The organism is Geodermatophilus saharensis (assembly GCF_900188205.1).
In the GTDB taxonomy this organism is placed as follows: domain Bacteria; phylum Actinomycetota; class Actinomycetes; order Mycobacteriales; family Geodermatophilaceae; genus Geodermatophilus; species Geodermatophilus saharensis.
Genome location: NZ_FZOH01000003.1, coordinates 78,271 through 100,275, shown reverse-complemented (window position 1 = coordinate 100,275; position 22,005 = coordinate 78,271). Strand labels below are relative to the sequence as shown.

The 22,005-nt window shown below is 76.8% G+C and carries 26 protein-coding genes; 14 read left to right on the top strand and 12 right to left on the bottom strand.

Features of this window, described 5'->3' with window-relative positions; translation table 11 throughout:
- Positions 1-219: 219 nt before the first annotated feature.
- Genes CHC04_RS08545 through CHC04_RS08535 form a run of 3 tightly spaced genes read left to right on the top strand, consistent with a single transcriptional unit; the run spans position 220 to position 2,074 of the window.
- Positions 220-822, top strand: coding sequence for a TetR/AcrR family transcriptional regulator (locus CHC04_RS08545; protein ID WP_089403508.1), 603 nt, complete (start codon positions 220-222; stop codon positions 820-822).
- Between the two features lie 21 nt (positions 823-843).
- Positions 844-1,515 carry an enoyl-CoA hydratase-related protein gene (locus CHC04_RS08540; RefSeq protein ID WP_089403507.1) on the top strand — a complete coding sequence of 224 codons (672 nt, stop codon included), beginning with the start codon at positions 844-846 and terminating at the stop codon, positions 1,513-1,515.
- 22 nt (positions 1,516-1,537) lie between these two features.
- Positions 1,538-2,074 (top strand): putative immunity protein, encoded by a 537-nt coding sequence (locus tag CHC04_RS08535; RefSeq protein WP_089403506.1) that lies wholly within the window; start codon positions 1,538-1,540, stop codon positions 2,072-2,074.
- Between the two features lie 12 nt (positions 2,075-2,086).
- Here the strand turns inward: CHC04_RS08535 and CHC04_RS24055 are convergent, their stop codons facing one another.
- Positions 2,087-2,440: a DUF1036 domain-containing protein gene (locus CHC04_RS24055; RefSeq protein ID WP_176449904.1), complete on the bottom strand. Its 354-nt coding sequence runs from the start codon at positions 2,438-2,440 to the stop codon at positions 2,087-2,089.
- 2 nt (positions 2,441-2,442) lie between these two features.
- Positions 2,443-2,652 (bottom strand): hypothetical protein, encoded by a 210-nt coding sequence (locus CHC04_RS24530; protein WP_217897259.1) that lies wholly within the window; start codon positions 2,650-2,652, stop codon positions 2,443-2,445.
- Between the two features lie 181 nt (positions 2,653-2,833).
- On the opposite strand from CHC04_RS24530, the gene CHC04_RS08525 reads away from it, so the two are divergent.
- The gene (locus CHC04_RS08525) at positions 2,834-3,730 is read left to right on the top strand and encodes an SDR family NAD(P)-dependent oxidoreductase (protein ID WP_245817074.1); all 897 of its coding nucleotides are present in this window, start codon (positions 2,834-2,836) and stop codon (positions 3,728-3,730) included.
- On the opposite strand, the gene CHC04_RS08520 is transcribed toward CHC04_RS08525, so the two are convergent.
- The gene (locus tag CHC04_RS08520; protein WP_245817073.1) at positions 3,708-4,511 is read right to left on the bottom strand and encodes a helical backbone metal receptor; all 804 of its coding nucleotides are present in this window, start codon (positions 4,509-4,511) and stop codon (positions 3,708-3,710) included. The genes CHC04_RS08525 and CHC04_RS08520 overlap by 23 nt on opposite strands.
- A complete protein-coding gene (gene icmF, locus CHC04_RS08515) occupies positions 4,508-7,744 on the bottom strand; it encodes a fused isobutyryl-CoA mutase/GTPase IcmF (RefSeq protein WP_089403503.1) in 3,237 nt (1,078 codons plus the stop codon). The genes CHC04_RS08520 and icmF overlap by 4 nt, the downstream gene beginning before the upstream one ends.
- Before the next feature lie 90 nt (positions 7,745-7,834).
- Here icmF and CHC04_RS08510 point away from each other — a divergent pair, with 90 nt between their 5' ends.
- The 3 genes from CHC04_RS08510 (at position 7,835) to CHC04_RS08500 (ending at position 11,039) form a co-directional block, all read left to right on the top strand.
- On the top strand, positions 7,835-9,580 hold the full coding sequence (locus tag CHC04_RS08510) for a SpoIIE family protein phosphatase (RefSeq protein WP_089403502.1): 1,746 nt from the start codon (positions 7,835-7,837) through the stop codon (positions 9,578-9,580).
- A gap of 83 nt (positions 9,581-9,663) precedes the next feature.
- Positions 9,664-10,443: a sporulation protein gene (locus CHC04_RS08505; RefSeq protein WP_089403501.1), complete on the top strand. Its 780-nt coding sequence runs from the start codon at positions 9,664-9,666 to the stop codon at positions 10,441-10,443.
- Positions 10,434-11,039, top strand: a complete 606-nt coding sequence (locus CHC04_RS08500; protein ID WP_342743493.1) for an NUDIX hydrolase — start codon at positions 10,434-10,436, stop codon at positions 11,037-11,039. Before CHC04_RS08505 ends, CHC04_RS08500 begins: the two co-directional genes overlap by 10 nt.
- Positions 11,040-11,129: 90 nt before the next feature.
- On the opposite strand, the gene CHC04_RS08495 is transcribed toward CHC04_RS08500, so the two are convergent.
- From CHC04_RS08495 to CHC04_RS08470, 6 genes are all read right to left on the bottom strand, one after another.
- A complete protein-coding gene (locus CHC04_RS08495) occupies positions 11,130-12,287 on the bottom strand; it encodes an RNA polymerase sigma factor (RefSeq protein WP_217897258.1) in 1,158 nt (385 codons plus the stop codon).
- Entirely contained in the window at positions 12,284-12,691 is a 408-nt protein-coding gene (locus tag CHC04_RS08490; protein WP_089403500.1) for a YciI family protein, read from the bottom strand. The genes CHC04_RS08495 and CHC04_RS08490 overlap by 4 nt, the downstream gene beginning before the upstream one ends.
- A 217-nt stretch (positions 12,692-12,908) precedes the next feature.
- Positions 12,909-13,289 (bottom strand): DUF4267 domain-containing protein, encoded by a 381-nt coding sequence (locus CHC04_RS24050; RefSeq protein WP_089403499.1) that lies wholly within the window; start codon positions 13,287-13,289, stop codon positions 12,909-12,911.
- Positions 13,286-13,843, bottom strand: coding sequence for a hypothetical protein (locus CHC04_RS24045; RefSeq protein WP_089403498.1), 558 nt, complete (start codon positions 13,841-13,843; stop codon positions 13,286-13,288). Before CHC04_RS24045 ends, CHC04_RS24050 begins: the two co-directional genes overlap by 4 nt.
- A complete protein-coding gene (locus CHC04_RS08475; protein WP_089403497.1) occupies positions 13,840-14,472 on the bottom strand; it encodes a class I SAM-dependent methyltransferase in 633 nt (210 codons plus the stop codon). Before CHC04_RS08475 ends, CHC04_RS24045 begins: the two co-directional genes overlap by 4 nt.
- 32 nt (positions 14,473-14,504) lie before the next feature.
- The gene (locus CHC04_RS08470; protein WP_245817071.1) at positions 14,505-15,395 is read right to left on the bottom strand and encodes an alpha/beta fold hydrolase; all 891 of its coding nucleotides are present in this window, start codon (positions 15,393-15,395) and stop codon (positions 14,505-14,507) included.
- A gap of 50 nt (positions 15,396-15,445) precedes the next feature.
- Here CHC04_RS08470 and CHC04_RS25235 point away from each other — a divergent pair, with 50 nt between their 5' ends.
- From CHC04_RS25235 to CHC04_RS25230, 4 genes are all read left to right on the top strand, one after another.
- Entirely contained in the window at positions 15,446-15,571 is a 126-nt protein-coding gene (locus CHC04_RS25235) for a hypothetical protein (RefSeq protein WP_281252208.1), read from the top strand.
- Between the two features lie 171 nt (positions 15,572-15,742).
- Positions 15,743-16,450, top strand: a complete 708-nt coding sequence (locus CHC04_RS08465) for a GAF and ANTAR domain-containing protein (RefSeq protein WP_089403496.1) — start codon at positions 15,743-15,745, stop codon at positions 16,448-16,450.
- A 187-nt stretch (positions 16,451-16,637) separates the two neighbouring features.
- Complete coding sequence (locus CHC04_RS08460; RefSeq protein WP_089403978.1) at positions 16,638-17,282, top strand: endonuclease V; 645 nt, start codon at positions 16,638-16,640, stop codon at positions 17,280-17,282.
- Positions 17,283-17,377: 95 nt separating this feature from the next.
- A complete protein-coding gene (locus CHC04_RS25230; protein ID WP_281252207.1) occupies positions 17,378-17,509 on the top strand; it encodes a hypothetical protein in 132 nt (43 codons plus the stop codon).
- A 210-nt stretch (positions 17,510-17,719) separates the two neighbouring features.
- Here CHC04_RS25230 and CHC04_RS08455 read toward each other — a convergent pair whose 3' ends face one another.
- Complete coding sequence (locus CHC04_RS08455) at positions 17,720-19,282, bottom strand: MFS transporter (protein WP_089403495.1); 1,563 nt, start codon at positions 19,280-19,282, stop codon at positions 17,720-17,722.
- Between the two features lie 61 nt (positions 19,283-19,343).
- Positions 19,344-19,751 carry a RidA family protein gene (locus CHC04_RS08450; RefSeq protein ID WP_089403494.1) on the bottom strand — a complete coding sequence of 136 codons (408 nt, stop codon included), beginning with the start codon at positions 19,749-19,751 and terminating at the stop codon, positions 19,344-19,346.
- A gap of 56 nt (positions 19,752-19,807) precedes the next feature.
- Here CHC04_RS08450 and CHC04_RS08445 point away from each other — a divergent pair, with 56 nt between their 5' ends.
- From CHC04_RS08445 to CHC04_RS08435, 3 genes are read left to right on the top strand one after another with little or no spacing between them, the layout of a single operon-like run.
- On the top strand, positions 19,808-20,419 hold the full coding sequence (locus CHC04_RS08445) for a TetR/AcrR family transcriptional regulator (protein WP_089403493.1): 612 nt from the start codon (positions 19,808-19,810) through the stop codon (positions 20,417-20,419).
- A 54-nt stretch (positions 20,420-20,473) separates the two neighbouring features.
- Positions 20,474-21,409, top strand: a complete 936-nt coding sequence (locus tag CHC04_RS08440) for a helix-turn-helix domain-containing protein (RefSeq protein WP_176449902.1) — start codon at positions 20,474-20,476, stop codon at positions 21,407-21,409.
- On the top strand, positions 21,406-21,948 hold the full coding sequence (locus CHC04_RS08435) for a dihydrofolate reductase family protein (RefSeq protein WP_089403492.1): 543 nt from the start codon (positions 21,406-21,408) through the stop codon (positions 21,946-21,948). Before CHC04_RS08440 ends, CHC04_RS08435 begins: the two co-directional genes overlap by 4 nt.
- Positions 21,949-22,005 lie beyond the last annotated feature (57 nt).

Genomic DNA, 22,005 nt, shown 5'->3' with positions numbered 1-22,005 from the left:
CTCCTCCGTGATCAGAGCGTGACGAAGAGCACACGGACCGGGAAGGAGACGGTGCACCCTCGTGACCGATTCGTGATCGGCCAAGCACACTGTGTCACCGGTGCGCAGCCCCGCGCGAGAGCCGCTCACCCTCCGGCCCCAACGGGCCTCGGACGCTTCTGGAGCAGGTGCTCCACTATGCTTCCGGCGTCCCTCACGACCGCTCCCGAGGAGTCGCCGGTGCCCCGGCCCCGCGTGCACGCGCCCGACGCGGTGCTCGACGCAGCCGAGGAGCTGCTCGTGGAGCAGGGCCGCGCGCAGCTGACCGTCCGGGCGCTGGCGGCCCGGTCCGGGGCTTCGAACGGCAGCATCTACCACGCCTTCGGCTCGCTGGAGACCGTCGTGGGCGCCGCCTGGCTGCGCCGCGCGCGGCAGTTCCTCGACCTGCAGCGGGCGGTCGTGGCCGAGGCCGGCCGGGACGGCCGGCGGGCGGTGCAGGCCGCTGCCGACGCCCCGGCCCGGCTGGCCGCGCGGGAGCTGCGGGCCGCGCAGCTGCTGTTCCGCCTGCAGCGCGACGAGGTGCTCACCGAGGCCGTCACCCCGGAGGTCGCCGACGGCCTCCGCGCGCTCGACACGGCCCTGCTCGACACCCTGCAGCTGCTCGCCCGCACGGTCTGGGGCCGCGACGACGGCGCCGCGGTCGGCGTCGTCACCGCCTGCGTCGTCCGCCTGCCCACCGCGCTGCTGTTGCCCGAGATCCGCGCCGGGCGGGTGCGCCCGCACACCCGCAGCCAGCTCGCCGCCGCCGTGGCCGCCGTCGTCGACTGCGGCCTGCCCTCCTGACCCCCGACCCGAGGAGCCCCCGTGCCCACGCTCGACCGCCACGACGACGTCTTCGTGCTCGACCTCGGCGACGGCGAGAACCGCTTCTCCCCCGACTGGCTCGCCGCCGTGGACGCGGCCCTGGACGAGGTCGAGGGCGCCGACGGGCCGCGCGCGCTGGTCACCGCGGCCACGGGGAAGTTCTTCTCCAACGGCCTGGACCTGGCCTGGCTGCTCGACCACGCCGACCAGCGGGAGGCCTACCTCGGCACCGTCGAGCGGCTGTTCGCCCGGGTGCTGTGCTCCCCCGTCTTCTCCGTCGCCGCGGTGCAGGGCCACGCGTTCGCCGCCGGCGCGATGCTCGCCCTGGCGCACGACCAGCGGGTCATGCGGGCCGACCGCGGGTTCTGGTGCCTGCCGGAGATCGACATCGACCTGCCGTTCAGCCCCGGCATGTCCGCGCTGATCCAGGCCCGGCTCAGCCCGCAGGTGGCGCACGTGGCGATGACCACCGGACGCCGCTACGGCGGCTCCGACGCGCTCGCCGCGGGGATCGTCGACGCCGCCGTCGGCGAGGACGCCGTCCGCTCGGCCGCCGTCGAGCTCGCCGCCGCGCACGCCGGCAAGGCCGGCCCGGTCCTCGGCACGATCAAGTCCCGCCTGTACGCCCCGGTCCTCGCGCTGCTGCGGGGCCGCACCGCGCCCGTCGGCTGACCGGCCGGGCAGCAGGCGCCCCGTGACGGACGGTCCGACGCTCGAGCTGAGCCGGGCCGAGCTGCGCGCGGTCGCCGCCTTCGCGGCGGCGTGCGCGCGGCCGGCGCTGGCGCTCTTCGAGCGCGACCGACCCGGCGACCCGCGCCCCCGGGCCGCGGTCGACGCCGCGCAGGCCTTCGCCGACGGCGCGGAGCGGACGAAGGCGCTCCGGGACCGCGCGTGGGACGCGCAGCGGGCCGCCCGGGAGGCCCGCGACGCCGGGCTGGCCACCGCGGACGCCGCCGCGCGGGCGGCCCTCGACGCGGCCGGCGCGGCGTTCCTGCACCCGCTGCCGAAGGCGACGCAGGTCCGGCACGTCCTCGGGGCGGCCGCGCACGCCGCGCGGGCGTTCGAGCTCGCCACGGGGGACGATCCCGCCGCCGCTGCCGACCACCTCGCGCGGGCGCGGCACCTCGCCGGTCCCGTCGTGGTCGACGTGCTGCGCCGCTACCCGCCCGCCCCGCCCGGCGGCGGGCGGGCCGGGGAGCTGATCCGCGGGCTGGACGCGTCGCTGCGGTGACCCGGTCGGGGGTCAGGTGAAGGTGACGCCGCCGAACCGGTCGAGGTCCAGTTGCCGCATGCCCACCTCGTGGTACGGGTTGACGCCGCCCTGCAGGACGCCGAGGCACGCGCACTTGTCGAACCGGGCCTGCCGGACCTCCGCGGGGAACGGCCCCGCCCACACCGAGCCGTCCTCACCCTCGGCGTAGTAGTAGAACCACCGGTTGCCCGTGTCGTTCGGCCGCGTCTCCGTCTCGCCCGGGTCCAGGACGACCCACCCGCGGACGTCCCACGGGTCACCGCAGAAGCCGCAGTCGTGGTCGAGGCGCATGTAGGCGACGAACACCCGGCTGCCGTGGGAGTTGGTGAACCGCACGTCCGCCACGGTCAGCTCCCGTCCTGCTCGCGGATGCGCTCGGCCAGCGGCCGGCGGATCGCGTCGGGGACCTCGGACGGCTCGCGGCGCAGGTGGCGCCCGTCCGTCCGCTCCGCCGTCACGACCTCCGCCGACTCGAAGCCGGGCCCGGTCTCGTACTGGTCGGACCGGACGGGCGCGAAGGACCCGTTGTCCTCGTCTCGCGACCCCGACCGCGCCATCTCGCCTCCCCGACGTCGACCCGATGCGCCCGTCCCATCGTCCGCAGGGCGCGTCACCGCCGCGTCACCGCCGCGTGCCCGGCGGAGCCGGGACGGTTGCCCGGGGCCGGGAGGCGGGCCACGCTGGCCGGCGCGGGGGACGTCGACGGAGCCGGGCAGCCGGAGGTGGACCGTGCCGCGCGTGGCGATCGTGACCGGCGGGACCTCGGGGATCGGACGGGCGCTGAGCGCGGCGCTGGTGCGTCGCGGCGACACGGTGGTCCTCACGGGCACCGACGGCGCGGCGGCGGCCCGGGTCGCGGAGCAGGTCGCCGCGGGTGGACCGGGCGCGGCCTCCGGCGCCGAGCTGGACGTGCGGGACGCGGCGGCCGTCGGGGGCCTGGTGGCGGGCACCGCGTCGCGGTACGGCCGGCTCGACCTGCTGTTCAACAACGCCGGCGTGGGCATCGGCGGCCGCATCGAGGAGCTGTCCCTGGCCCACTGGGACCGGGCCGTCGACGTGAACCTGCGGGGCGTGGTGCACGGCGTGCACGCCGCCTACCCGGTGATGGTGCGCCAGGGAGCCGGGCACATCGTCAACACCGCGTCGGTGGCCGGGTTGCTGCCCAACCCGGGGTTCGCTCCCTACGCCATGACGAAGTGGGGGGTCGTCGGCCTCTCGCTGGCGCTGCGCGGGGAGGCCGCCTCCCACGGGGTGCGGGTGACCGTGGTGTGTCCCGGCGGAGTGGACACCCCGATGCTGGACAGGGGGATGCCACCGGACCTCCCGCGGCTGCCGAGCGTCGAGGCGATCGACGTCCGGACGGTGATCCGGAAGCTGAACGGGGGCCGGCTCCACGACGCCGACGACCTGGCCGCCGACGTCCTGCGCGGGGTCGACCGGAACCGGCCGATCGTCGTCGCGCCCCGGCAGGCCCGCATCGCGTGGCGCCTGATGCGGCTGTCGCCGTCGCTGTTCCTGCGCCTGTCCCAGGTGCTCGCCGCCCGCGACCCCGATCTGCGGTCGGCCACCGGCGTGGCGGCGCCCGCGACGGGCGAGCTCCCTGGCCGGCGCCTCAGCGGGGGCCGAGAGCGGTGAGCAGGTCGGCGCGGGCGGTGGTCAGCGAGGGCCCGTACCAGGTCAGCGCCCGGCCCGACACCAGCACCGACCGGACGCCGGGGAGGGCCTCCGGGCCGTCGTCGGCGGTGAACGGGTAGGGCTCGTCGGGCAGCAGGACGACGTCGGGCCGCGCGGCCAGGACGTCGTCGACCGCCACGTGCGGATAGCGGTCCTCCCCCGCCACGAACACGTTGACCAGCCCCAGCCGTGCCAGCACGTCCCCGGTGAAGGTGCGCGGGCCCACGACCATCCACGGGTCGCGCCAGACCGGGACGGCGCAGCGCAGCGGCGGCGCCGGCACCGGCCGCGCCCACTCGGCGGCCGCCGCGGTCAGCCAGGCCGGCTCGCCGACGCCGAGCGCCTCGGCGGACAGCCGCCGCATCGAGGCCAGCGCCTCGTCCACCGACTCGATGACCGTCACCCAGACCGGCACGCCGGCCGCACGCAGCCGGTCGACGTCGAGACGCCGGTTCTCCTCCCGGTTGCACACGACGAGGTCGGGCGCGAGCGCCTCGATGGCCGCCCGGTCGGGGTTCTTCGTGCCGCGGACCCGCGCCACGTCCAGGCCGGCCGGGTGGGTGCACCAGTCGGTGGCGCCGACCAGCCGCTCCGGGACGGTGACCGCCAGCGCCTCGGTCAGCGAGGGCACCAGCGACACGATCCGCCGGGGCGGCCGCGGCAGCGCGACCGGGTGGCCCAGGTCGTCGACGGAGCAAATATCGCGATATTGGCACCTGTCGGGCGGGGGGTCCGCGCTCACACGTTGCGCCGGTACTGGCCGCCCACCTCGAAGAACGCCTCGCTGATCTGGCCCAGCGAGCACACCCGGACGGCGTCCATGAGGGCGGCGAACACGTTGCCGCCCGACGTCGCCGCCTGCTGCAGCGCGGCCAGCGCCGCCGGTGCCTCGTCGGCGTGCCGGGCCTGGAAGTCGGCGAGCCGGCGCAGCTGTGACTGCTTCTCCTCCTCGGTGGCCCGGGCGAGCTCCAGAGGCTTGGGTGGGCCGGAGTCCCGGTGCGGGTCGAGGAAGGTGTTGACGCCGACGATCGGCAGCGAGCCGTCGTGCTTGCGGTGCTCGTAGAGCATCGACTCGTCCTGGATCCGGCCGCGCTGGTAGCCGGTCTCCATGGCGCCCAGCACCCCGCCGCGCTCGGCGATCCGGTCGAACTCGGCCAGCACCGCCTCCTCGACCAGGTCGGTGAGCTCCTCGACGATCGCCGACCCCTGCAGCGGGTTCTCGTTGCCCGCCAGGCCCCACTCCCGGTCGATGATCATCTGGATGGCCAGCGCCCGGCGCACCGAGTGCTCCGACGGCGTGGTCACCGCCTCGTCGTAGGCGTTGGTGTGCAGGCTGTTGGCGTTGTCGTAGATCGCGCACAGCGCCTGCAGGGTGGTGCGGATGTCGTTGAAGTCCATCTCCTGCGCGTGCAGCGACCGTCCCGAGGTCTGCACGTGGTACTTCAGCTGCTGGGAGCGGGCGTTCGCGCCGTAGCGGTCGCGCATCGCCACGGCCCAGATCCGCCGCGCCACCCGGCCGATGACCGTGTACTCGGCGTCCATGCCGTTGGAGAAGAAGAAGCTCAGGTTCGGCGCGAAGTCGTCGATGGCCATGCCGCGCGCGAGGTAGGCCTCGACGTAGGTGAAGCCGTTGGCCAGCGTGAAGGCGAGCTGGCTGATCGGGTTCGCCCCGGCCTCGGCGATGTGGTAGCCGGAGATCGACACCGAGTAGAAGTTGCGCACCCGGTGGTCGATGAACCACTGCTGGATGTCGGCCATGCAGCGCAGCGCGAACTCGGTGGAGAAGATGCAGGTGTTCTGGCCCTGGTCCTCCTTGAGGATGTCGGCCTGCACCGTCCCGCGGACGGTGGACAACACCCAGGCGCGGATCTCCTCGGCCTCCCCCGCGTCGGGCTCGCGGCCCTCCTCCTCGCGGAAGCGGTCCAGCCGCTGCTCGATCGCGGTGTTGAGGAACATCGCCAGCACCGCGGGCGCCGGCCCGTTGATGGTCATCGACACCGACGTGGTCGGGGCACACAGGTCGAACCCGTCGTAGAGCACCCGCATGTCGTCGAGCGTGGCGATCGAGACGCCGGAGGTGCCGACCTTGCCGTAGACGTCGGGACGCGGGTCGGGGTCGCGGCCGTAGAGGGTCACCGAGTCGAACGCCGTGGACAGCCGGGTGGCCTCGCTGCCGGCCGACAGCACCCGGAACCGCCGGTTGGTGCGGAAGGCGTCGCCCTCGCCGGCGAACATCCGCGCCGGCGCCTCGCCGGTGCGCTTGAACGGGAAGACGCCGGCCGTGTAGGGGAAGGCGCCGGGCAGGTTCTCCCGCCGCAGGAAGCGCAGCAGGTCGGCGTCGTCGGTGGTGCGCGGCAGCGCCACCCGCGGCACCTTCGTCCCGCTGAGCGTCTCGCGGGTCAGCGGCGTGCGGACCTCCGTGCCGCGCACCGTGTAGACGTACTCGTCCCCGGAGTACTGCTCCACCCGGGCCGGCCACTCCTCGAGCAGGGTGCGCACCTCGGGCAGCAGCTCCCGCGCGGCGGCCTCCGCCGCCTCCCGCGCCGCCTCGGCGGCCGCGCCCTCCAGCACGCCGGCCGCGGTGGTCAGGTGCTGCCGGCGCCGGGCGAGCGCGGCCTGCTCCTCGGTGACCCGGTGGTGGCCGCGGACGGCGTCGGCGACCTCGGCGAGGTAGCGCGCCCGCGACGACGGCACGACGCTCGACAGCCCGGTCGAGGCGCGGACGTCGACCCGCGGCAGCACGCCCGCGCCGGCGGGCAGGCCCTGCTCCACCAGCAGGCCGAGCAGGTGCTGGTAGAGCGCGGTGACGCCGTCGTCGTCGAACCGGGCGGCGCTGGTGCCGAACACCGGCATCTGCTCCCACGGCTGCCCGAACGCCTCGCGGTTGCGCACCATCTGACGGGCCACGTCGCGGCGGGCGTCCTCGGCACCGCGCCGCTCGAACTTGTTGATCGCCACGACGTCGGCGAGGTCGAGCATGTCGATCTTCTCGAGCTGCGAGGCGGCACCGAACTCCGGCGTCATGACGTAGAGCGAAACGTCGCTGAACGGCACGATCGCCGCGTCGCCCTGCCCGATGCCCGGCGTCTCGACGACGACGAGGTCGAACCCGGCGGCCTTGACCGCGGCGATGACGTCGTCGAGGTGCTGGGGCACCTGCGCGCCGGCGGTGCGGGTGGCCATCGAGCGGAAGAAGGTGTGCGACCCCTCGCCGGACTCCAGCGCGTTCATCCGGATCCGGTCGCCGAGCAGCGCTCCCCCGCCGCGGCGGCGGGTGGGGTCGATCGCGACGACGGCGACCCGCAGCTTGTCCTCCTGGTCGCGGCGCAGCCGGCGCAGCAGCTCGTCGGTGAGGGAGGACTTGCCCGACCCGCCGGTGCCGGTGATGCCGAGGACCGGCACGGTGCGCCCGGCGGCGGCCTCGCGGACCCGGGCGGCGAGGTCGGCGTCGGCACCGGCCTCCAGCACGCTGATCGCCCGGGCCAGCGCCCGCGGGTCGCCGGTGAGCAGCGCCTCGACGTCGGGCCGCTGCGCGGTGAGGTCGACGTCGCAGGCGCGGATCAGCTCGTTGATCATCCCCGGCAGGCCCAGCCGGGCGCCGTCCTCGGGGCTGAACACCCGCACGCCGCGCTCGGCCAGCAGCGCGATCTCCTCGGGCACGATCACGCCCCCGCCGCCGCCGAACACCTGCACGTGCCCGGCGCCGACCTCGGCCAGCCGCTCCTTGAGGTAGCTGAAGTACTCGACGTGCCCGCCCTGGTAGGAGGAGATCGCGACGCCCTGCACGTCCTCCTCCAGCGCGGCCCGGACGACGGCGTCGACCGACCGGTCGTGGCCCAGGTGGACCACCTCCGCGCCCTGGCTCTGCAGCAGCCGGCGCATGACGTTGATCGCCGCGTCGTGCCCGTCGAACAGGCTCGCCGCGGTGACGAACCGGACGGGGTGGACGGGCACGTGCAGCTCCGCGGAGGCCATGCCCGCACGGTAGGCCCGATTTAGTAGGACGTCCAACTACCCGTGGGTAGCCCGTGTGTCCCCGCTCTCCCACCGGGGCACGGGGAGCGGATGGAACAGGAGCTGCCGGTTCCCGACTGGAGGCGGGTGTTCGACGTCGCCCCGGTGCCGCTGGTACTGCTGACCCCCGACCTCGTGGTCGTGGACGCGAACCGGGCGCTGCTGCAGAACGCCGGGAGGACGCACGAGGACACGGTCGGCCGCCGGCTGTTCGACGTCTTCCCCGTGCCGCCCGACGACCCGGCGGCCGACGGTCCGGCCAACCTGAGGACGACGCTGGAGCAGGCCCGCGACACCGGCCGGCCGGTGGTGATGCAGATCCAGAAGTACGACATCCCGCGGCCCGACGGCACCTTCGAGGAGCGGTACTGGAGCCCGGTGCACGTGCCGGTCCTCGACGACGAGGGCCGGGTGGCCCTCCTGCTGCACCGCACCGAGGACATCACCGACTACGTGCGGCTGCGCGACGAGGCGCGCGGGGAGGCCGACCGGGAGCAGCGCCGCGTGGCCGACGTCGAGGCCGACCTGCTCAGCCGCACCCGGGAGCTGGAGACCGCCGTCGCCGAGCTGCGCGCGGTCGGTGCCCGCCAGCAGCGCACCGCCCGGTCGCTCGCCGGCCTGGCCGCCATCGTCTCCGCCCTCGCCGCCGCCGAGAGCCGTCACCACCTGGTCGACCTGCTCGCCGAGCACGGCGGCGCCGCCCTGGGCGCGTCGCTGCACGCGCTCGCGCTCCCCGGGCCGCGCGGCGGGGACCTGCTGCTCACCGCGTCCGGCGCGCCGGGAGCCCTCCGGCTCGCCGCCGACGCGCAGCACCCCGCGGCGGTCGCCGCCCGGGGGCGGACGGTCCTGGTCGGCGACGCCGGCGCCCAGCCGCCGCCGGCACCGGGGCTGCGGTCCTGGGCGGCGCTGCCGCTGCGCTCGGGCGAGCGCCTGCTCGGCTCGCTGACCGTCGGCTGGGCCGGGCCCCGCGTGTTCGAGGACCACGACGTGCGAGTCCTCGAGGCGCTCGCCGTCCAGACCGTGCAGGCCGTGGATCGGGTGACCCGCCTCGAGGACGAGCGGCGGCTGGCCTCGGCCACCCGCAGCCTGGCCGAGACGCTGCAGCGCTCCCTGCTCACCGACCCGCCGCACCGGCCCGGGCTCGACCTCGCCGTCCGGTACCGCCCGGCCGCGGTGGAGGCACAGGTGGGCGGCGACTGGTACGACGCGTTCACCTCGGGCGAGGGCACCACCCTCGTCATCGGCGACGTGACCGGCCACGACCGGATGGCCGCCGCGGTCATGGGCCAGGTCCGCAACGTGCTGCGCGGCATCACGGCGGCCGTCGGCGGACCGCCGTCGCGGGTGCTGACCACGCTCGACCGGGCGCTCGACGGCTTCGGGACGGCGACCCTGGCCACCGCCGTCCTCGCCTGCGTCGAGCCGGCGCGCGCCGGTACCCACACCCTCACCTGGTCCAGCGCGGGGCACCTGCCGCCGCTGCTGGTCCCCGCCGCCGGGCCGCCCCGCCTGCTCGACCGCCGGCCCGACCTGCTGCTGGGCGTCCGGCCGGACAGCGTCCGCTCCGACGCCGTCGAGGTGCTCGCCCCCGGCACCACGCTGCTGCTCTACACCGACGGCCTCGTCGAGCGCCGCGACGCCGACCTCGACGCCGGGCTGGCGCGGCTGCTCGCCGCGGCCGTCGACCTCGCGGGCCTCCCGGCCGGCGAGGTCTGCGACACGGTGCTGGCCCGCCTGGCGCCCGACCGCGCCGACGACGTCGCACTGCTGGGCCTGCGGGTGCTCCCCGCCGGCTGACCGCCGCGCGGGAACCCCTCGCCAGTCGCCGGGCGTGGTGTCAGAGTGCCCGCCGTCCCCGAACCGAACGGAGCACCTCCCCCATGGCCTTCCGCAACCTGATGGCGAAGCTCGGCGCCGGCAACGCCACCGTCGACGCCGTCCTCGACACCCCGGTCACCACCCCCGGCGGCACCGTCACCGGCACCGTGCACCTCACCGGCGGCCAGATCGCCCAGGAGATCAACGAGCTGCGGGTGTCGCTGCAGGCCACCGTCGAGGTGGAGAGCGGTGACCACGAGTGGCGCGAGAACGTCACCTTCGGCACCGCGGTGATCGCCGGCGCCGGCCGGATCGAGGCGGGCGCGCGGGCGGCCGTCCCGTTCAGCTTCCCGGTGCCCTGGCAGTGCCCGTTCACCACGCTCGACGGCTGGACGCTGCGCGGGGTGAAGATCGGCCTGCGCACCAAGGTCGACGTCCCCGGCGGGGTCGACCCCGGCGACCTCGACGCGGTCACCGTCGAGCCGCTGCCGGTGCAGCGCACGGTCATCCAGGCCCTGTCCGGCCTCGGCTTCGCCTTCCGCGGCGCCGACGTCGAGAAGGGCCGCCTGGCCGGCAGCGACCTGCCCTTCTACCAGGAGGTGGAGTTCGCGCCGCCGTCGTCGCTGCGCGGGCGGGTCAACGAGCTGGAGGTGACCTTCCTGGCCTCGCCGCACGGCGTCGAGGTCGTCCTCGAGGTCGACCGGCGCGGCGGGCTGCTCACCGAGGGCCGCGACGTGGGCGGCCGGCTGCACCTGTCCCACCACGACACCGACGTGTCCGCGGTGGCCGCCCAGCTCGACGCCGCGGTGCGCCAGCTCGGCGGCCGGCGCGGCTGGTTCTGACGCTCGACCGCGCGACGGCGGCCGCGCGGCTGGGGCAGTTCCCCCGCCGCGCGGCCGGCCGTCCCGAGCTGCGCCAGGCCGCCGTCACCGTCTGCGTGACCGGGCCGCCGGAGCGGCCGGCGCTGCTGCTCACCCGCCGGGCGGCGGGCCTGCGGGCCCACGCCGGGCAGTGGGCGCTGCCCGGCGGGCGGCTCGACGACGGCGAGACGCCCGTCGAGGGCGCGCTGCGCGAGCTGGCCGAGGAGGTGGGGCTGCACCGCGGTCCCGGCGACGTGCTCGGCCTGCTCGACGACTACGTGACGCGCTCGGGCTACGTGATGACGCCGGTGGTCGTGTGGGCGGGCGAGGTGGGCGACCTCTCCCCCGCCGAGGCCGAGGTGGCCGCGGTGCACCGCGTGCCGCTGGCCGACCTCGACGTCGACCCGGTGCTGGTGACCATCCCGGAGTCCGACGCGCCGGTCATCCGGCTGCCGCTGCTCGGCGGGTGGCTGCACGCCCCCACCGCGGCGGTCGTGTACCAGTTCTGCCAGGTCGCCTGCCGCGGCCGGCACACCCGCGTCGCCCACCTGGAGCAGCCGGTCTTCGCCTGGCGGTAGCGCACCAGGCGGGCACTTCCGCGGAGGTGCACGGTCCCGTCCGGTGCACTTCCGCGGAAGTGCACGCCGACCGGCCCGGGCGGTGGGGCCTCAGGGACGCGGGCGGGTGTTGAGCCGGGCGGCCCGGCGGGTCAGGTGGTCGCGCTCGGCGAGGTCGGGTGCCCGCCGGGCCGCCTCGGCGTAGAGCCGTGCCGCCGTCTCCAGGTCGCCGGCGGCCTCGTGCAGGTGCGCGGCCACCGCGGCGTGGCGGGGCAGGGAGTCGTCCAGCTCCGCCAGCGCCGCCAGCCCGGCTCGCGGCCCGTCGGCCTCGCCGACGGCGACCGCGCGGTTGAGCCGCACGACCGGGCTGTCGGTGAGGCGCACCAGCTCGTCGTACCACTCGACGATCTGCACCCAGTCGGTCTCCGCGGCGGTGGGTGCGTCGGCGTGCAGCGCGGCGATGGCGGCCTGGGCCTGGAACTCGCCGAGCCGGTCGCGGGCGAGGGCGGCCTGCAGGACCGCGACGCCCTCGGTGATCGCCGCGGTGTCCCACCGCGTGCGGTCCTGCTCGGCGAGCGGCACGAGGCTGCCGTCGGGCGCCGTGCGGGCAACCCGCCGGGCGGAGTGCAGCAGCATGAGCGCCAGCAGCCCCGCCACCTCGGGGTGGTCGACGACGGCGGCGAGCTGCCGGGTCAGCCGGATCGCCTCGGCGGCGAGGTCGACGTCGCCGGAGTAGCCCTCGTTGAAGACCAGGTACAGGACGCGCAGCACGGTGGCGACGTCGCCGGGCCGGTCGAACCGCACGCCCGAGACGGTGCGCTTGGCCCGGCTGATGCGCTGGGCCATGGTGGCCTCGGGCACCAGGTACGCGCGGGCGATCTGCCGGGTGGTGAGCCCGCCGACGGCGCGCAGGGTGAGCGCGACCGCCGACGACGGCGTCAGCGACGGGTGGGCGCACAGGAAGTACAGCGCCAGCGTGTCGTCCACCCCGGACGCCGGCCCGGGCTGCGGCTCCTCCTCGACGAGGTCCTCGCGCCGGCGCCGGGCGGCATCGGCGCGGGTGGCGTCGAGGAACCGCCGCCAGGCCACGGTGACCAGCCAGGCCCTCGGGTCCCGCGGCGGGTCGGCCGGCCAGACGCGCAGCGCCTCGACCAACGCCTCCTGGACGGCGTCCTCGGCCGCCGCGAAGTCGGCTCCGCGGCGGACGAGGACGCCGAGCACGCCCGGGGTGAGGCTCCGGAGGAGTACCTCGTCCAGGGGCGGGGTCACTCCGTGACGGTGGGGGCCGCGCCGAGGAACGGGCGCACCTCGAGCCACTCGTGGATCGGCTCGCCACCGGCCCCGGGAGCCGCCGACAGCTCGCCGGCCAGCTCGATCGCGCGCTCGCGGCTGTCGACGTCGACGACCATCCAGCCGGCCACGAGGTCCTTGGTCTCGGCGAACGGGCCGTCGACCACCGGCGGGCGCCCCTCGCCGTCGTAGCGGACCCACATCCCGTCGGGGGCGAGCGCCTGGGCGTCGACGAACTCGCCGGTCCCCTCGAGCCGGGCCGCGAAGTCGTCCATGTACCGCACGTGCGCCGAGATCTCCTCCGGCGTCCACTTCTCCATGGGGACGTCGTTCACCGCCGCCGGGGCGCCGCGGTAGTGCTTGAGCAGCAGGTACTTGGCCATGTCGTCTCTCCTCGGTGTCTGCGGCCCATCCTGGCCGCGTGCACCCCGGGGACGGAGCAGGTCTGCGGTTCTCGACATCCCGGGCGGCGGTTTCTCGACAGCGGTGGCCCGTGCAGCCGTGCACTTCCGCGGAAGTGCACGGTCCCTCCGGTGCACTTCCGCGGAAGTGCACGGCCTGTCCTGGGCACTTCCGCGGAAGTGCACGGGAGGCGGTGTCTCAGCGGCGGTGCCAGCGGGCGGCGCCGTAGGAGGCCAGCGCCAGCACGAGCCCCGACAGCACGGCGCTGCGCGGGCGCACGTCGCCGGTGGCGCGCGAGGTCCACACCGCGGCCGCGTCGAGGGCGGTCAGCAGCAGCGCCACCTCGGTGGTGCGCCGGGCCTGCGGTGCCGGGGTGACGAGCAGCGCGGCGCCCATCGCGATGTTGCGGGCCGCGCCCAGCCGCACCAGCAGCGGCAGCGCGACGTCGTCGCGGGCGGCGTCGGGCCGCACGCCGAGGGTGCCGGCGATCCACCGCGGCGCGAACAGTGCCGCCGTCCCGATCCACACCGACAGCGACCCGACCGCCCGGCGGGTGACGTCCCAGTCCCGATCCCTCACGCCCGGCCCTTGCCCGCGAACCGCCTGGTCGAACCGGCGGTCAGCACCAGCACGACGGCGAGGAAGGGCAGCGTGACCCAGCTGGCCACGACGTCGCTGACCGTGGCCACGGTGAACGCCGCCGCCGACGGCGCGTCCAGCGGCCCGAGCACGCCGTCGACGCCGAGCGCGGCCACCGACGGCGGCAGGGTGAGCAGCGCCGACACCGACCCGCCGAGGACGACGCCGGCCAGCACCGCGGCCGGGGACACCCGCACCGCCCGCAGCGCCGTCGCCGTCCCGCGGCCCAGCGCGCCGCGCGGCCGCACCCGGCCGGTGCCGGGCAGGTCGGTGAGCGCGCCGGTGAGCCACAGCTGGGCGAGCAGCCCGGTGGTGAAGCCGACGACGTCGACCAGCAGCGCGTGCCCGACGCTCGGGTCGCGGTACACCAGCAGCTGGCGGAGCACGTCGGGCACGGTGTTGACCAGCGTGACCGCGAGCGAGGTGGTGTAGACCGGCCCGGCGTGCCGGCGCAGCAGCGCCAGGGCCTCCCGGACGGTGCCGCCGACGCTCACGCCCGGGTCGCGACGGCCTGGATCCACCGGTCGCCGGCGGCCCGCCGCAGCCGGCCCTCCGGCACGCGCAGGCCGGAGGCGGCCAGCTCCGCGAGGAGCTCGTCGGTGGAGAACCGGTCGGGCGGGTGCCACGACACCGCCCGCAGCGCGGGCGCGTCGACGAACCGGCGGGTCATCTCGGTGAGCGCCAGCTGTCCGCCGGGCCGCAGCACCCGCGCGGCCTCGGCGACGGCGGCCCGCCAGTCGACGACGTGGTGCAGTGCGTGGAAGTCGACGACGAGGTCGACGCTCGCGTCGTCGACCGGCAGCGCGGTGGCGTCGCCGACCCGGAAGGTGACCCGGTCGGCGAGGTCGGCGCAGCGGATCCGGGCGCGGCCGACGCTGGCCGGGTGCAGGTCGAACGCCGTCACCTCGGTCGCGCCGAGCCGCTCGACGGCGACCCGTGCGCCCAGGCCCCGGCGGCCGGTACCGATCTCCACCGCGCGGGTGCCGTGCGCACCGAGCCGGCGCAGCACCGCCCCCTCCACCCGGTACCCGATCTCGTAGCGCAGGCGGGAGTCCACCCACAGCCGGTTGGCGTTCACGAAGGTCGGGGGCACGGCGCGGCTGCCGCGCTGGTCGGGGTGCATGCCGCGCGGCTACCCCGTCCGCGGCGGGACACTCACGGCGCGAGCGCGGCGTACACCTCGCGGGCGTGGTCGAAGACCAGGAAGTGCCCCTCGCCGGCGTACCAGTGGGCGCGGCAGCGCGGCAGCATGGCCGCCAGCACCCGGCCCAGCCCGACCGGCACCTGCCAGTCCTGGGTGCCGTGCCAGACGTGCACCTGCTGGCGCACCTCCCCGACCGGGAAGCCCCACGGCCGGAACAGCAGCGCCCGGTCCTCGGCCAGCGACGCCGCGCCCTGGCGCAGCCCCTCGGTGAACGTCGCCGACAGCACCCGGCGCACGGCCGGGCGGCCGATGACCCGGCGGTCGGCGGGGTTGAGCCGCAGCTGCAGGTAGCGCGGCAGCAGCGCCGGGCGGACGGTCAGCGGCGCGAACACCGGCCGCAGCAGCGCCGACGTCGCCGGTGAGGGCCGGTGCACGGCGGCGCGCACCGTCGGCGGCAGCCAGCCCGGCCACGGCCAGGGCACGTCGGGGGGCGGCGCGCCGCCGAGGACGCCGACGGTGTGCACCCGGTCGGGCAGCGCGTGGGCGCAGGCCAGCGCGTACGCGGCGCCCCCGGACAGGCTCAGCGTGGCGAACCGGTCGACGCCGAGGGAGTCGAGCAGCTCGACGACGTCGCCGGGCCAGTCGGTGACCCGTCGCCCCGGCTGCGGGTCGGACCGGCCGAACCCGGGCCGGTCCGGGACGATCAGCCGCACGCCCCAGCGGCGGTAGGCGCCGGGGTCCTCGACGTGCCGCTCCAGGCGCGAGCTCGGCGAGCCGTGGCAGCCGAGCACCGGCCGGCCCTCCGGGTCGCCCCACTCGGCGTAGGCCATCGTGCGCCCGTCGCGCAGCTGCAGCCGGCCCTCGCGGGGCCCGTCGGCGGGGTCGGTGCTGGGGGTGTGCACGCTGCCGGGCTACCCACCGCACCGACGGGTCAGGCGCGGCGACGTGGCTGGTGCAGGGGCGCCGGCTGCAGGAGGCGGCCGGGAGGCCGCGGGAGCGCGCGGTGACCCTCGCGGAGGTCGCCGCCGACCAGCCGCACCTGACCCGCGACGTCGCCGCCCGCTGCGGCGAGCCCTGACCGCCGGGCCCGGCCACCCGCCCCGTCCCCGGTATCCTGCTGGGCGCGCGTCACACAGCCGGCGTGCAGGAGGGGCTCGCCCTCACCCGTTCGGGGTCCTGGAACCACCGGGCCCCCGATCCTGCGGCCGGCACGCCCCCGCCGGCTCCACGGCCCCCCGGAGTACGACTCGTGACCCGCCCCGACGGCGACCCCTTCTCGGCTGCCCTCCTCGACCTCGGCCTGATCCCGCTGGACCGGCCCCTGCCCCTGCTGCTCGAGCAGGTCGCGGATCTCGCCGCCGACGTGCTGGGGGGCCGGCCGGCGCTCTCGGTGACCGTCGTGGGCGCCGACAGCCCCCGCACGGTGGGGACGAGCTCCCAGGTCGCGGCCGCGCTCGACGAGGTCCAGTACACCGCCGGCGAGGGCCCGTGCGTGCACGCCGCGAGGACCGGCGAGGTGGCGGTGGTCGCCGACACCGAGCGCGAGGAGCGCTGGCCGGGGCTCGCCACGGCCGCCGCCGCGGCCGGCCTGCGCGGTGTGGTGTCCATGCCCCTCCCCTCCCCGCGGCCCGTGGCCGGCGGGCTCAACCTGTACCTGCAGCTCCCGCTGGGCGCCGGTGGGGCCCGAGAGCGCGCCGAGCGGTTCGCGCACCACGCCGCGGTCCCCGTGGCGAACGGCCAGCTGCACGCCCGCAGCGTGCAGCTGGCCCAGAACCTGCAGGCGGCGCTGGAGTCCCGGGCGGTGATCGACCAGGCCAAGGGGATCCTCATCGAGCGCTACCGGCTCACCGCGTCCCAGGCGTTCGACGCGCTGGCCCGCGTCTCCAACGAGACGAACACGAAGGTCCGCGACCTCGCCGCGCACCTGGTCGACACCGGCGAGTTCCCCCCGGCCTGACCCGGCCCGGCGCAGGCGGCCCTGCCGCCCGGGGATCTCGAGCGGCAGGGCCTGACCGGCCCCGGCCCCCCGGGTGGCGGCGCCGGCTGCGACCAGTGTCCCGGCCCCTGCGGTCCGCCGCGACCGGCGTCCCCCGGCCGCGTGCCCCGTGGTGCCGGTCCTCGCCGGGGCGGGCAGCGTGGCGGCCGTGACCGCTCCCGGCTGGCCGGACGACGCCGTCGCCCTCGAGGCCCTGCAGGACCGGCTGGCCGCGCAGCGCCCGCCGCCGTGGCGGCCGGCCGGGGAGCCGCTGGTCGCCGCGGTCGCGGCCGCCGACGGTGGCGCCGGGCTCGTGGCCGCCGCCGTCCTCGCCCGCGGGCCGCGGGTGCTCGCCGGCACCACGGTGACCGGCCCGGCTCCGGGTCCGTACGCACCGTCGCTGCTCGCGCTGCGCGAGGGCCCGCTGCTGGCCGCGGCGGTGGCCGCGCTCGGGCGTCGTCCCGACGTCCTGCTGGTGGCCGCCGCCGGACGCGACCACCCGAGGCGGGCCGGGCTCGCGCTGCACCTCGGGGCGGCGCTGGACCTGCCGAGCGCCGGGGTCACCGACCGGCCGCTGGTCGCCGTCGGACCGGAGCCGGGGCCGGCCCGCGGGGACACCGCCCCGCTGCTCGCCGTCGGCGAGGAGGTGGCCCGGGCGGTGCGGACCGCGCCGGGCGTGCGGCCGGTGGTGGCGTCGGCCGGCTGGCGCACCGACCCGGCCACGGCCGCCGCCCTCGTCCTCTCGACGACGGCCGGCGTCCGGCTCCCCGAGCCACTGCGCGCGGCGCGTCGCCGCGCACGGGAGGCGCGCTGACCGGGAGGCCGCGTCACGGGACGGGCCGCCCCGTGGGACGTTCGCACCGACCTCCGCCGCGCTCCCGTGCCGGCGATCCCGACGGGAGGGGCGCCGTGCCGCGCGAGAGGCCCTGGGACCTGCTGGTCGCCGACGGCTTCGCCCGGCTGGCGCTCGGGCGCCGGTCGCGGATCGAGGGCGCCACCGTCGTGGGGCCACGGGCCGGTGAGGCGCGCTCGCGGAGCTGACCCTCGCCGTCCGCACCGGGCTGCGCACCACCGACCTCGCGGCCGAGGTCCACCCGTACCCCGCGCACGCCGACGGGCCGTGGAACGCCGCGCTCGACGACGTCTGGGCGCGGCCGGCCGCCCGTCCCGTGCGGTCGGCCACCGGCGCGGTGGTCCGGCTGCGCCGGCTGCTCGACCGGCTCCCGGGCGGCGTGCGGTAGGTGCTCCGGGTCAGCCGTGCCAGGCGTGGCCGTGGCTGTGCACGCCGTCGGGACCGTGCCGCTCGCCGGGCACCGGACCCCCGTCGCCGGCCGCGCGGTCGGCGCCGTCGCGGTCCCCGGCCCGGTTGCGCCGCAGGTCGACCACGCCGAGCACCAGCGCGGCGGCGGCGCCGAGCACCGACACGGCCAGTCCCGACGCCGCGGCGACGGGGTAGTCGTCGCCAGTGGCGCCGAGGACCAGGTAGAACAGGCCCGGCAGCGCCGCGGTGCCGACCGCCGCGCCGAAGCGCTGGGCGGTCTGCAGGCCGCCGCCGGCCGCGCCGGCCATGGCCACCGGCACGTCGCGCAGGGTCATCGTGATGTTGGGCGAGATGACCAGGCCACCGCCGACGCCGCCCAGCAGCAGCGCCGGCGCGATGGCCCACCCGGCCGCCGACGGCGGGACGAGCAGCAGCACGCCCGCAGCCGCCGCCAGGCCGGCGATCACCGTCACCAGCCCGAGCACGGTCAGCCTCCGCCCGTACCGCTCGACCAGCCGCCCGGCCACCACGGCCGAGGACGCCGACCCCAGCGCGAAGGGCGTCACCGCCAGGCCCGACTGCAGCGGCGTGTAGCCCAGGCCGGTCTGGAAGAACAGCGCGAGCACCAGCCAGATGCCGCTGAAGCCGACGAAGTACACGGTGCCCAGCGCCGCCCCGATGCCGTACCCGCGGGTCTGCGTGACCAGGCGGGGATCGAACACCGGCTGGCCGTCGCGGGCCACCACCCGCCGCTCCCAGGCCACGAAGGCGCCCAGCAGCGCCACGCCGACGGCGAACAGCCACCACAGCCGCGACAGCCCGCCGGCCTCGGCCTGCACCAGCGGGAACAGGACGGCCAGCGCCCCGGCGCCGAGCAGCAGCACCCCGACGACGTCGATCCGCCCGCGCCCGCCCGACCCGCCTCGCGGCAGCAGCCGCAGGGCCAGCAGGAAGGCGACGACGCCGATCGGCACGTTGACGTAGAACAGCCAGCGCCAGCCGTCGGGGCCCGACGCCAGGCCGAGGATCGCCCCGCCGGCGACCGGCCCGACGGCGGTGGAGATGCCGACCGTGGCGCCGAACAGGCCGAAGGCACGGCCGCGCTCGGCGCCGCGGAAGAGCTGCTGGATGAACGCGGAGTTCTGCGGCGCGAGGCACCCGGCGGCCAGCCCCTGCACCAGCCGCGCGGCGACGAGCCAGCCGATCGACGGCGCCGCGCCGGCGGCCGCGCTGGCCAGCACGAACCCGGCCAGCCCGGCGAGGAACAGCCGCCGCCGGCCCAGCGCGTCGCCCAGCCGTCCGGCGGGGACCAGGGCCAGCCCGAAGGTCAGCGCGTAGCCCGACACCACCCACTGCACCGTGGCCGGCGTGGCGCCGAGGTCGCTCTGCAGCGAGGGCAGCGCGACCGACACGATGCTGACGTCGAGCAGCGACATGAACCCGACGACGAGGGTGACCGACAGCGCGTGCCAGCGCCTGGGGTCGGGCCGGTACCCCTCGTCCGGGCCGGCGGCGGAGCGGGGAGCGGCCTCGGCCGGGGAGCGGGGTGGCACGACGGGGGGCCCTACCCGGTCGTGCGCGACCGACACCAGCCGCCCCGCGCGCCGCGGCGGCTCAGTCGAGGACGGCGGTGGCGTCGACCTCGATGAGCAGGTCGGGCTCGCCGAGCGCGACGACCGGGATCAGCGTCACCGGCCGGGTGAGGTCGCGCCCGAGCCGCGCCGAGGCCCGGGCCACGCCCTCGCCGAGCGCCGGCAGCTTGCCCGCGTCCCAGTCGACGACGTAGAGGACGAGCTTCGCCACGTCGTCGAAGGAGCCGCCCGCGGCCTCGAGCGCGGTGGCGACGTTGAGGAACGCCTGCTCGGCCTGCGCGGCGAGGTCACCGGCGCCGACCGGCTGCCCCTCGGCGGTGCGCGCGACCTGGCCGGCCAGGTAGACGGTGCGGCTGCCGCGGGTGACGGCCATCTGGCGGTAGATCCCGGGAACGGGCAGTCCGGGCGGGTCGATCAGCTCGACGGTCATGACTCCTCCTGGGGTGTGAGGCGGATAACATAGCAACGCTATGACATACTGCGCCAGTGGCCAGACGACCCGATCCCGCCGTCCGCGACCTGCTGGTCGAGCGGGCGGCGCGGATGCTCGCCGAGCGGGAGCCGGTGACCCTGCGCGCGCTCGTGGCGGGCACCGGCGCCTCGACCATGGCCGTGTACACGCACTTCGGCGGCATGCCGGGACTGTGGAGCGCGGTCCGCCAGGAGGGCTTCACGCGGCTGGCCCGCAGGCTCGACGCCGTCCCGCACACCGGCGACCCCGTGCACGACCTCGCCGCCCTGGGCGTCGCCTACGCGCGCAACGCCCTCGACTCCCCCGAGCTCTACCGGGCGATGTTCGACACCCGCGCCGACCTGGCCGACGCCCCCGCCGCTGACGCCACCTTCGACCGGCTGGTCGTCGCGGTCGCCCGCGCCCGCGACGAGGGCCGGCTGGACGCCGGCACCGACCCCGGCGCGCTCGCCACCCGCTACTGGGCGGCGGGGCACGGCCTGGTGTCCCTCGTCGTCCAGGGCGTCCTGCCGGCCGGGGTCCTCGGCCCGCTGGCCACCGACACCGCCGTCGCCCTGCTGACGGCGGCCGGGGACGACCCCGCCCGGTGCCGCCGGTCGGTGGAGCGGGCCTGGGCTCCCGGCTGAGGAGCGCAAGAACGGTCGGGCGCCGCGGCCGCCGCGCTCGCCAGACTGGTCCCCGTGACCCCACCCGGACGCGACCGGCTGCGCGAGCTGCTCGACGCCGTCCTCGACGAGGACAACCGCACGCTCACCGACATGGCCGGCGACGCCTACGCCTCCCCGTTCCACTTCAGCCGGCAGGTGTCGGTCGGCGCCGGGGAGTCACCGGTGGCGCTGCGCCGCCGGGTGGTCCTGGAGCGCGCGGCCTGGCAGCTGCGGCAGGGCGCGAGCGTCACCGAGGTGGCCCTCGCGGCCGGCTACGAGTCGGTCGAGGGGTTCAGCCGCGCCTTCGCGCGGGCCTACGGCCGCACGCCGGGCAGCCTGGCCACCACCGGGGACGGCGGCGTGCGGGCGCGCGACGAGCACTGGCTGCCCGCGCCCAACGGCCTGCACTTCCACCCGCCGTCGTCGCTGTGGGTGTCCGACGAGCCGGTGCGCCGCGGCGGCGACGAGGTCACCGCGCTGCTGGTGCACCACGGCGTCGAGGACACCCGGGCGCTGCTGGAGCTCGCCAAGGGCCTGCCCGACGAGGAGTACCGCCGGGTGCGCACCCCCGGCCTGTCGGTGCTCGCCTGGAGCGGCACGGAGGAGACGCTGGCCGCCGTCCTCGACGAGCTGGTGTGGACCCTCGAGGTCTGGGTGGCCTCCATCGAGGGCGCCGACACCCCGACGCGCGGCGCCGACGACCCGGCCGCGCTGCTCGACCGCCACGACGCGGTCGCGCCGCGGTGGCTGGCGGCCGTGCGGGAGGTCTCCCGGCGCGGCGCGTGGAACGACCGGCTGGTCGACGCGCTGTGCGAGCCGCCGGAGAGCTTCGTCCTCGGCAGCGTCGTCGCGCACGTCCTCACCTTCTCCGCGCACCGCCGCCTGCTGGCGCGGCACTGGCTGCGCGCGGCCGGCGTCGCGGTCGACGCCGGCGACCCCATCGAGTGGCTCTCCCGGAGGGACCGATGACCCGCACCGTCTACTACACCGCCACCTCGCTCGACGGCTTCATCGCCGACGCCGACAACTCGCTGTCGTGGCTGCTGTCGCGCCAGGTCGACCAGGAGGGGCCGATGGGCTTCTCGACGTTCGAGAAGTCGCTCGGGGCGATGGTCATGGGCGCCACCAGCTACCGGTGGATCCGCGAGAACGGCGGCCCCGACCCCTGGTCGTACACCCAGCCGGCCTGGGTGCTCACCCACCGCGAGCTTGAGCCGTTCCCCGGTGCCGACATCCGGTTCGCCGCCCCGGCCACGCCCGAGGAGCTGCGCGCGCTGCACGCGGAGATGGTCGCGGCGGCCGGGGACCTCGACCTGTGGGTGGTCGGCGGCGGGCCGGTGGCCGCCCAGCTGGCGGAGGCGGGGCTGCTCGACGAGGTCGTCGTCGCCATCGCGCCGGTGACGCTGGGCGGGGGTGCGCCGCTGCTGCCGGCGCGGGTGGAGCTGGTGACCCGCGAGGTCGCGCAGAACGGCGAGTTCACCTGCGTCCGCTACGACGTCGCGCGTTGAGGCCCTGCTGGGCGGCCCCTCCGCAGGGGCCCGCCGCGAACCTGCCAGTGGTGGGGG

Excerpts from the sequence above, each read along its gene's own strand:
- CHC04_RS24530 (WP_217897259.1), bottom strand. The coding sequence starts at position 2,652 with ATGGCGCGGTCGGGGTCGCGAGACGAGGACAACGGGTCCTTCGCGCCC.
- icmF (WP_089403503.1), bottom strand. The coding sequence starts at position 7,744 with ATGGCCTCCGCGGAGCTGCACGTGCCCGTCCACCCCGTCCGGTTCGTC.
- CHC04_RS08510 (WP_089403502.1), top strand. The coding sequence starts at position 7,835 with ATGGAACAGGAGCTGCCGGTTCCCGACTGGAGGCGGGTGTTCGACGTC.
- CHC04_RS08505 (WP_089403501.1), top strand. The coding sequence starts at position 9,664 with ATGGCCTTCCGCAACCTGATGGCGAAGCTCGGCGCCGGCAACGCCACC.
- CHC04_RS08490 (WP_089403500.1), bottom strand. The coding sequence starts at position 12,691 with ATGGCCAAGTACCTGCTGCTCAAGCACTACCGCGGCGCCCCGGCGGCG.
- CHC04_RS08475 (WP_089403497.1), bottom strand. The coding sequence starts at position 14,472 with ATGCACCCCGACCAGCGCGGCAGCCGCGCCGTGCCCCCGACCTTCGTG.
- CHC04_RS08450 (WP_089403494.1), bottom strand. The coding sequence starts at position 19,751 with ATGACCGTCGAGCTGATCGACCCGCCCGGACTGCCCGTTCCCGGGATC.
- CHC04_RS08435 (WP_089403492.1), top strand. The coding sequence starts at position 21,406 with ATGACCCGCACCGTCTACTACACCGCCACCTCGCTCGACGGCTTCATC.